At 62.7% G+C, this 8,295-nt stretch carries 8 protein-coding genes and 1 pseudogene; 4 read left to right on the plus strand and 5 right to left on the minus strand.

The window, feature by feature from the left end; all coding sequences use genetic code 11:
- A pseudogene (locus ACI944_RS08655) lies at nucleotides 1-622 on the plus strand (hypothetical protein); the annotation flags it as partial.
- Between the two features lie 45 nt (nucleotides 623-667).
- Here ACI944_RS08655 and ACI944_RS08660 read toward each other — a convergent pair.
- From ACI944_RS08660 to ACI944_RS08680, 5 genes are all read right to left on the minus strand, one after another.
- Nucleotides 668-2,482, minus strand: a complete 1,815-nt coding sequence (locus ACI944_RS08660) for a cytochrome c oxidase subunit I (RefSeq protein WP_411718654.1) — start codon at nucleotides 2,480-2,482, stop codon at nucleotides 668-670.
- Nucleotides 2,483-2,575: 93 nt separating this feature from the next.
- Complete coding sequence (locus ACI944_RS08665) at nucleotides 2,576-2,878, minus strand: DUF6684 family protein (RefSeq protein ID WP_411718655.1); 303 nt, start codon at nucleotides 2,876-2,878, stop codon at nucleotides 2,576-2,578.
- Nucleotides 2,879-2,910: 32 nt separating this feature from the next.
- On the minus strand, nucleotides 2,911-3,309 hold the full coding sequence (locus ACI944_RS08670) for a cox cluster protein (protein ID WP_411718656.1): 399 nt from the start codon (nucleotides 3,307-3,309) through the stop codon (nucleotides 2,911-2,913).
- A gap of 47 nt (nucleotides 3,310-3,356) precedes the next feature.
- Nucleotides 3,357-4,223 (minus strand): heme-copper oxidase subunit III, encoded by an 867-nt coding sequence (locus tag ACI944_RS08675; protein ID WP_411718657.1) that lies wholly within the window; start codon nucleotides 4,221-4,223, stop codon nucleotides 3,357-3,359.
- Between the two features lie 124 nt (nucleotides 4,224-4,347).
- Complete coding sequence (locus ACI944_RS08680) at nucleotides 4,348-5,100, minus strand: cytochrome c oxidase subunit II (protein ID WP_411718658.1); 753 nt, start codon at nucleotides 5,098-5,100, stop codon at nucleotides 4,348-4,350.
- 99 nt (nucleotides 5,101-5,199) lie between these two features.
- On the opposite strand from ACI944_RS08680, the gene ACI944_RS08685 reads away from it, so the two are divergent.
- The 3 genes from ACI944_RS08685 to ACI944_RS08695 form a co-directional block, all read left to right on the plus strand.
- Nucleotides 5,200-6,579 carry a heme o synthase gene (locus tag ACI944_RS08685; RefSeq protein WP_411718659.1) on the plus strand — a complete coding sequence of 460 codons (1,380 nt, stop codon included), beginning with the start codon at nucleotides 5,200-5,202 and terminating at the stop codon, nucleotides 6,577-6,579.
- Between the two features lie 203 nt (nucleotides 6,580-6,782).
- Entirely contained in the window at nucleotides 6,783-7,757 is a 975-nt protein-coding gene (locus tag ACI944_RS08690) for a beta-ribofuranosylaminobenzene 5'-phosphate synthase family protein (protein WP_411718660.1), read from the plus strand.
- A 33-nt stretch (nucleotides 7,758-7,790) separates the two neighbouring features.
- Nucleotides 7,791-8,295 (plus strand): RAD55 family ATPase (locus tag ACI944_RS08695; RefSeq protein ID WP_411718661.1); only part of this gene is annotated, 505 nt, incomplete at its 3' end.

The raw sequence follows: 8,295 nt of genomic DNA on the forward strand, positions 1-8,295 counted from the left end.
TGCGCCGAACCATCGAATTAGCGTCCCGAAGCATCCGTTCCACCGGCTGATGGTTCGGCTCCGGGCCGGATTGTCCGTAGGACTCGATAGCGCGCGACCGTACCCGACGGTCGTCGTCATCGAATGTGTCTCGGGAAGTAACTTGGCTATCATAATCACGAAGAACCCAGCGGATCGCCTCCGGTTGTTCGACCGACAGCTGGGAGAATGGCCCAATAGAACCGTCGTGGTGACCACAAAACGCCGCCCGCTTGATGAGTTACCCGAAATTGACCTCTCCGAGACGCCGGTAGAACTCGTCGAACTTGATCGAGGCCTCGGCCCACAGGAACTGGGAGAGACGATTTCGCGAATCATCGACGTGCATTACACCCCGGGACAACGGCTATCTGTTGAGCTTGATATCCTCTACGACATCGTAAAATCGTTCGAACTGCGGACGTCGTACGAGTTCATCGATATGCTCTCGACGCGACTGCGGGAAGCAAACGCAGTAACACACATATACGTCGCCGCGCGGCCACAGTTGTCGAGCGTTCTCAACATTCTCGACGGAAAGATCGACTTAAAATTAAACTACGACTCGCGTATCTTCACCTCATCACCGCAAGGGCGAACGTAGCGGCTTGAGCCGAGATCGAGAATAGAAACCGGAGTCAGCGCTGCGTTACTCGTCGACAGTCTCGCCGCCGTCCGTCGCAACGTCCTCGGTCGTGCCGCCGTCGGCCGCAACCTCGTCGCCGCCGTCGGTCGCCGCGAGTTGCTGTTCGAACCACGCGAACTCCCGGCCGTGGAGGCCGTACTCCTTGGTGTCCCACGGATCGGGATCTGTAACCTCGCCGCCCTTCTTCCAGGACCAGACGACGTTGAGCAGCCAAAGCACCGTGCCGACGGTAATGAGGAGCGCACCGACCGTCATCGCCCGGTGGAGCAGCGTGATCTCCGCCAGCGGCGCGAGACTCGGGTTGAACTCGTAGGTCGCATAGCGCCGCGGCATCTCGAAGTAGCCGGCGAGCAACATCGCGAAGAACGTGATGTTGGTGCCGATCATCGACAGCCAGAAGTGCGCCTTCGCGGCCGTTCGGTTGTACATCCGACCGGTGACGATCGGGAACCAGTAGTAGATCGCCCCGAAGCCGGCGAAGGCGATCATCCCCATCACCACGTAGTGGAAGTGTCCAACGACGTAGTACGTCTCGTGGAGAATGAGGTTGACCGGGACCGACGCCAGGAAGACCCCGGTGATCCCGCCGATCACGAAGTTCGAGATGAACCCGATGCAAAACAGCATCGGCGTCGTTAGCCTAACGTCCCCGTTCCACAGCGTCGTGATCCAATTGAACGTTTTCACCGCCGAGGGGATGGCAATGGCCAGTGAGGTCGCCATGAACGACGCCCGAATTCGGGGGTCAATTCCGCTTCCGAACATGTGGTGCGCCCACACGCCGAAGGAGAGCACCCCGATGGCGAGCGTCGAGTAGACGACGAATTTGAATCCGAAGAGCTTCCGACCCGCGAACTTCGGGAGGATCCACGAGACTATCCCCATCATCGGGAGGACGAGTATGTACACCTCCGGATGGCCGAAGAACCAAAACAGGTGTTGCCACAGTATCGGTCCACCGCCCTCGACCGCGAAGAAGGTGGTGCCGAAGTTTCGATCCAAGAGCAGCATAATGAGCGCGCTGCCGAGCAGCGGGAACGCGAACAGGATGATCCCCGACTGGGTGAGGATCGTCCAACTGAAGATATCGAGGTTCGCCCACGAGACGTCGTCGCCGCGTTCGGTGAATATGGTCGCGATGAAATTGATCGCACCCATCGTCGCCGAAACGCCGGTTAGGTGGAGCCCGAGCAACATGAGGTCCACGCCGGGGTTGGCCTGCTCGACCGACAGCGGCGTGTACATCGTCCAAGAGGTCGCAGCCGGCCCGACGGCGATATCAAGCGGGATAGTGAAGAAGCCGGCCCAGATCAAAAGCGCCCCCGGCGGCAGGAGCCAGAAGGCGATAGCGTTGATCCGCGGGAACGCCATGTCGTCCGCGCCGATGAGGAGCGGGATGAAATAGTTCGAGAACGCCGCGATGATCGGGGTCCCGAAGAGGAACAACATCGTGATCCCGTGGCTTGTCAACAGCGCGTTGTACATGTTCGGGCTGATGTACGTCGACGCCGCGGTAAACAGTTCGATCCGCATGAGCAGGACGGCGGCACCACCCCATAGGAACGCGATGACGCCGTAGGTCCCATAGAGGATTCCGATGTCTTTGTGATCGACCGTCGTTAGCCAACGGATGACGCCGGACGGTTTGTGAGCGTGTGTCTCTGACGATTCGTGTGCATGGCCGCCGTCAGTCGCGACCCGTTTTCCCCCGACGAGCGGTAGCCGTGCGCGCCAGTCTTGCACGCGCGCGACGAACCCAAACGCCGCGAGGACGACCGCCCCCATCAGAACTGTCAGCGCGAGCTGTGCTGCATCCATGTGTATCTGTGTGAGCGATAGGCCCGCTCCTAAAGAAAGGTTATGATTATCACCCTCGTTCGCTCGTGGTCTGTGGGCGGCGACCCGCCTGCATTACTCGCTTTCTTCGCCCGGAACGCCCGAGACCTCCGCATCAGCTTCCGAGTAACCCGCCGGGATGTACTCGTCCATCGCCTCCTCGTCGCGCGAGATGACTTTCCCCGAGTAGTACGTCAACACGAAGAGCGCAACGCCGATGATGGTGACGATCGCCATCTGGACGACGAGGACGAACGAGTCGGCGGGAAACGGCGACACGATGGCGAACAGGAGCACGAAGCAGAGCAGTATTGCGAGCGGAATGGCGTTGACCGAAAGGTCCAACAGCGTTTCGCGGTCGAATATGCGGTCGCTCATACGTTGACCGTTTGTCGAGACCATTAAATAGGTTACTGGTTCAGCACACGCGGGAGGACGATCCCAGCGATCGATACCACCGTCCCGGTCGCCGCGATCGTGAGGCCTCGCTGAAGAACTCCGTCGCTGGCGGCAGCCGCAAGCACCGACGCAGAGAGCGCCCCGTCGAAACGAACCGAAATAATGACTCCACCAACGACGGCCAACGCCACGCCGAGGCCGACGAGGAGCCGCCACGGCGAGACGACGTAGCCCGCCTCGTTGACGATGCCGGAGACGCTGCCGACGAAGAGGATAAGCCCTGCAATCGCAACAGGGTAAACGTTGAAAAGGATCCCGAGTTCGCTGAACACCAATCCGAGAACGACCACGATCGGCCACGGGCTCGTCTTGTCGTACCGCTCGACCCCTTGCTCGGGCTCAGCTTCCATGATTACACCTGGGTTTGGCACCTCAAAGACGCGTCGATCCGGCGGCGTCAGAGGATTGCGCCGCCGTAGAGCACGGCAACGAGGAAGACCCACACCACGTCGACGAAGTGCCAGTACATCGAGACGGTGCTGATCGAGACGTGTCTCTCGGCCGAGTAGTGGCCGTACAACGCTCGGACGAAAACGATCGACAGCAGCACGGCCCCCAGGGCGACGTGGAGTCCGTGGAGTCCAGTCAGTCCGTAGAACGCCGATCCGTACGCGCCGTCGGTGAGCCCGAAGCCGTAGTGGACGATGAACTCGTAGTACTCGTAGACCTGCCCGCCGAGGAAGACGATCCCGAGCCCGAGCGTGGCACCCAACAGACGGACAAACCGGGTTCGATTGCCCGACAGCAGCGCGTGGTGGGCGTAGTGCATGGTTATCGAACTCGCGATCAACACGAGGGTGTTGGCGATCACGAGCGTGCTCAATACGTCGCCCTCCGCGACGATCGCCGGGAGGTTCTCCCAGGCGCCCGCGCGGATGAAGAAATAGTACACGAAGCCGCCGCCGAACGTGGCGACCTCGGTCGCGAGGAACAGAAGCATCGTCAGTTTCAACGGGAACCCGTAGTCGGCTGTCTCGCCGCCCCAGAAGTCGACAATGAAGGCATGATAAAGCCACCCGTACAGCCCAGTGAGGAACGCAACGGTACTCAGCATAAAGATGACGGGGCCGATCATTGGGTTGATGATCGGCTCCGATCCGCGGCCAAGTACGAACAGTGCGACGCCAATATAGAAGCCCGATCCGCCGAGGGCGGCGATGAAAGGCCACCACGAGGCTTCCCCGAATCCTTTCGGCCAGTCCTCGACGGCAGGGAGGTGATGGCCGTCACCGTGCCCGTGGCCGTCGTCAGTTTCGACGCTCATACCCTCCGGTTTGCGTGAAGAAACAAAAAACCCACTCAAAACGGTCGGCGACACGGCGTCGGTCCGTCCGAAACGATCGGAGTCGCGGCATCGATCCGCGAGAAACACTAGCGGTGACGCGGCCTTATTCCGTTTGCTCGTCGAGCCAACTGTCGAACTCGCCGCTTTCCATGATGACGAACTCGCCGTTCATCTGAGAGTGGCCGACGCCACAGTACTGAGTGCAGTAGAACTGGTGGCTACCGGGTTCGTACGCCTCCGTCTTGACCGTGTTGTACGTCCCTATCTGGGCTTCCTGTTTTATACCGACCTCCGGGACGTGTAGCATGTGAAGCCAGTCCGTCGCGTAGATGTGGAGGTAGACCGGTCTGTCAGCCGGGATCCGTATCTCGTTGAACGTCGCCGCCGAGCCGTTGTCGTAGCTCGCCCGCCAGCCGTACCGGAAGGCCTCAATTTCAATCTCGACGGCGTCGTCCTCGTCGGCGTAGGGGCCAACGGCACCCTCAAGATCCTGCGACACCGACGGTTCGATGCGCTCCTCGTCGGCGATCGGGTTACCGATTTCCTCGACGGCGAGCACCTGATACGAGGCGACGCCGACGAACAACAACACGACGGCCGTCGCGATTGTCCACGTGATTTCGAGCCGTCGGTTCTCCTCGGTCGGTTTCGGGTCGTCGTTGTTTCTGAACTTGACGACCGCGTAGATGAGTATTACCTCGACGAGGACCGCGATCGGGATGGCCGCATACAGCAGCGTCACATTAAGATCGGTTATGAGTTCGTCGTGGATAGACGTCTGTGCCGCCACTGGGTCGACCACGAGCAGCGCGAGGAACCCGACGAGCGCCACCGGTAGTATGCGTGTACCCCTCATTAGAAGTCACATAGGGAGTACTCCTAAAATATGTGCCGACTTTCCCTGCCTCCGCTGGAAGCAGGAAGGCTAAGTACACGGACACGAAGAGTGTGAATAATGCGATCGTCGACACTTCGACCGACGGAGTTCGTTCCGTTGCTCGCGGCATCGGTCGTCGGCGTGTACGTGCTCGTGGTCGTCGGATCGACCGCAGCGCTCTCCGACGCCGCGGCCGCGTGCGGTGGCTGGCCGCTCTGCCAAGGGGAACTCTCGACTCCGGCCGTACTCGTCGCGATCTTCCATCGCCTCGTGGCTGCGGTCGTGGGGGTACTCGTGGTAGGTACCGTCGCGGTCGGCTGGCGCGATGCGACCCGACGCGTCCGTGGGGCGCTCCTCGTGGCGCTTCTCCTATATCCGATCCAGGCCGCGGTCGGCGCGGTCGTCGCCACCGGGACGGGGATCGGGCGGCTCCACCTTCTCGCCGCGATGGTCATTTTCGCCGCGTTGGTGCTCGCGCTGGCGTGGCGGCTGGAGGCCGAGACCGGGAGCGACGATGTCCCCGAAACGGTTCCCGACCCGGCGCCGCCGGCACCGGAAGACGATGCGCCGGTATCGTCCCCAAGCCTATCCGGAGTTGAACACATAAAGGCTACCGCCGGAGCGTACTTTCGGCTTATGAAGCCGCGGCTGATGTGGCTGCTCTGTCTCGTCGCCGGCGCCGGGATGGTGCTGGCCGGGACGCCATCGGTCCGGACCGTCGTCGCGACGCTCGGTGGCGGCGTTCTCGCCATCGGTGCGTCGGGCACGTTCAATCACGTCCTCGAGCGAGACGTGGACAAGCGGATGGACCGAACGTCCGACCGGCCGCTCGCAACCCACGAGGTGCCCGTCCAGAACGCATTGGCCTTCGGCGGCCTCTTGGCCGTCGCCTCACTTTGGGCGTTCCTGTCGGTGAATCTCCTCACGGCCGCCCTCGGGCTGGTGGCGATCGGCTTCTACAGCATCGTGTACACGCTGATTTTGAAACCGAACACCGTACAGAACACGGTACTCGGTGGGGCAGCAGGAGCGCTGCCCGCGCTCATCGGGTACGCCGCAGTCACCGGGACCGTCGGAACCGTCGGTCTCGTTCTGTCCGGACTCATCTTCCTGTGGACGCCCGCCCACTTTTATAACCTCGCGTTGGCCTACCGCGACGACTACGAACGCGGTGGCTTCCCGATGATGCCAGTCGTCCGAGGCGAGACCGAGACTCGAAAGCACATCCTGTTGTACCTCGGCGCGACGCTTCTCGGGGCAGGTGCGCTCGCCGCGGTCTCGGATCTCGGCTGGCTCTACGGTGCCACCACCGTCTCGCTCGGGGCGGTGTTCCTGTGGATGGTCGTTCGACTCCACTACGAGCGATCGGAAGGGGCCGCCTTCCGGGCGTTCCACGCCTCCAACGCCTACCTCGGATTGGTGCTCGTCGCGATCGTAGTCGACGGCCTCGCCGTCTGACCGGTGTATATATCGGTAAGGACACCGTTCGTCGGCCAGACTCGAACGCGGGGAGACGGACACCAAGAGGTTATCATGGGCCAACTGATCGGCAGGGTGTACACATAGATTGCCGGTGTCTTAGACGAAATCCACTGCTGTCGTGCGAGTGACTCGCCGCCGCTGTCGAAAGCCACAACAGCGGCGTCGCCCTACGAAAAGTCATGCGCGTTCGGGTCGACGTCGGCGGCAGACTCCATATCGGCTTCCAGAACCTCTCGCTGACCCACGAGCGGCTCTACGGCGGCGTCGGCGTCGCGCTCGACTCGCCACGAATCGTCATAGAGGCGGAACCGGCCGGTCAGGTCGTCTGTGGCGACGACCTCGTCGGTGAGTACGCCGAGCAAAGTTGCTCGTTGTTCGGCGTCAGCGGCGTTGATATCGACGTCGTCGAGACGCTGCCACGCCACGTCGGCCTCGGGAGCGGGACACAGACCGCGCTCGCGACGCTTGCCGCCGTCGGGCGGGCCCACGGTCACGAACCGGATGTCCGCAAATTAGCGCCCGCGCTCAACCGAGGCGGTCGAAGCGGCGTCGGCGTCGCAACGTTCGAATCGGGCGGGCTAGTCGTCGACTCGGGCCACCCGACCGGGCGCTTCACGACTACCCCACCCGAGGCCGGGGAGTGGAGCGTTCCGGCGGTCACCGCCCGCCAAGACCTCCCCGAGACGTGGCGGTTCCTGGTGGTCCTGCCCGACGCCGAGGATGGACGAAGCGGCGACGACGAGGATGAGAGCATGCGGAGCGTCGTCGAACGCGCCGATCCGGACGTTTCGGATTCGCTCGCAGCGCTCTTGATCCGACGGCTCCTCCCCGCCGCCGCCGAGGGGCGACTTGAGGCATTCGGCGACGCGATCGGCGATTTCGGCCGCCTCAACGGCACGTGGTACGCCGACGAGCAGGGCGGCGTCTATCGGCCGCCGGCGGGCCGACTCATCGACAAGTTGGCGGAGTCACCCGCAGTCCGTGGCGTCGGCCAGTCTTCGTGGGGGCCGGCGGTGTACGGCGTCACTGACGCATCGAGGGCCGAGGCGGCCCGGTCAGACGCCGAGGAGGCGCTCGCCTCGATCGACGCCACGGGGCGGGTTCACGTCGCCACCCCCCGAAACGAAGGGGCGATGATCCGGCACCTCCGGTAACGCTTTTACTCCTACCGCTTCCGAGATGAACGTATGGACCGTATCCCGTTCGGGATCAGGCGGCTGGACACGACCATTGGTGGTGGGGCGCCACCGGGGAGCGTCGTGTTGCTCTCGGGAGAGGCCGGCGCCGGCGCCCGGGAGTTCATCTACACCGCCGCGTTGATGAACGCGCTCGTCGAGACCGATCCGGAGCTCTTCGAGTTGTACTACGGCGACCTCCCGGCGGGGACAGCCGCGCCACCGGAGGTCCACTACGTCTCGTTCACCGCCGAAAAGAAACAGCTCCGCCGGGAGATGTCGCTCACCATGGACGACGAGATCGTCGAGACGGCCGCCGAATCGATCGCGTTCCACGACCTCTCGAACGAGTACTTTCAGCTCAGCCCCGTCCCACGGGGGTGGTACTCCGATCGGACCGACGCGATCACCCAACTCGGCAGCGAGCAGGACCGCAGGAGTGTCCCGGAAGCGCTCGGGGACACACTGACCGAGCACGCGTCCGGAAACCTCGTCATCATCGACTCAATTTCCGATC

This window comes from Natronomonas sp., assembly GCF_046710025.1.
In the GTDB taxonomy this organism is placed as follows: domain Archaea; phylum Halobacteriota; class Halobacteria; order Halobacteriales; family Haloarculaceae; genus Natronomonas.